Here is an 831-nt window from a genome sequence, read left to right as displayed (position 1 = left end):
TGATTTTTTGAAGGTATGGTCATCATCCAGTGCGTGTCACCACGGCTACGACTTGGTTGTTCGAGGTGCCCTTAAGTCATACCGATGCAGCGCACTTCGCGCAAATCTCACGCAACGGGCTTCGACGCATCGTCCCCGTCGTTTAAGGAGTTTTTTATGTCTTCTGTTTCCTGCTCGCTGCGCAGCGTTGTTCGCTGCGCATTGCTTCTCATCCTGCTTGGCGTCTTGCCGCAGCTTCATGCGCAAACACGCGCACTCAATTACGCCGGGGTTAATCTTTCCGGTGCTGAATTTGCATCGTCGAAAAAGCCGGGAGTCCTCAACAAGGACTATATTTACTCACCTGCCAGCGATTACAACTATTTCGCCGGCGTTGGCATTAATACGATCCGCCTGCCGATTTTGTGGGAGCGTCTGCAACCCAGCGCGCGTGGCGAACTGGATCCAGCGCAATTGGCATTGGTGCGGCAGGCAGTGGCTCGCGCCAAGGCATCGGGCATGTATCTGGTGCTGGATATCCATAACTACGCCAAATACTACGGTTATAAAATAGGCACCGCTGAAGTGCCGATCGCGACCTTCAGCGATTTATGGCGCCGTCTTGCGCTGGTGTTCAAAAACGATAACGCGGTGATTTTCGGGCTGATGAACGAGCCCAATGGGGTATCGGCAGGTAGCTGGGCTGCCACTGCACAGGCAGGCATCAACAGCATTCGGGCCACCGGTGCGAATAATCTGATTCTGGTCCCCGGCGCTGAGGTTTCCCCACGTTTTCCCGAGATAGATCAGCTGGTTGCACCCGGATCGTGTAGAAACAAGTGCGCGCATGGC

Annotated in this window: 1 protein-coding gene; it reads left to right on the top strand. The window is 54.6% G+C overall.

Annotated elements, in window-relative coordinates:
* Positions 1–156: 156 nt before the first annotated feature.
* On the top strand, positions 157–831 hold a 675-nt coding region (locus XpopCFBP1817_RS20950), incomplete at its 3' end, for a glycoside hydrolase family 5 protein (RefSeq protein ID WP_146090204.1).

The organism is Xanthomonas populi, assembly GCF_002940065.1.
In the GTDB taxonomy this organism is placed as follows: domain Bacteria; phylum Pseudomonadota; class Gammaproteobacteria; order Xanthomonadales; family Xanthomonadaceae; genus Xanthomonas; species Xanthomonas populi.
This window is presented reverse-complemented; position numbering and strand designations above follow the sequence as displayed.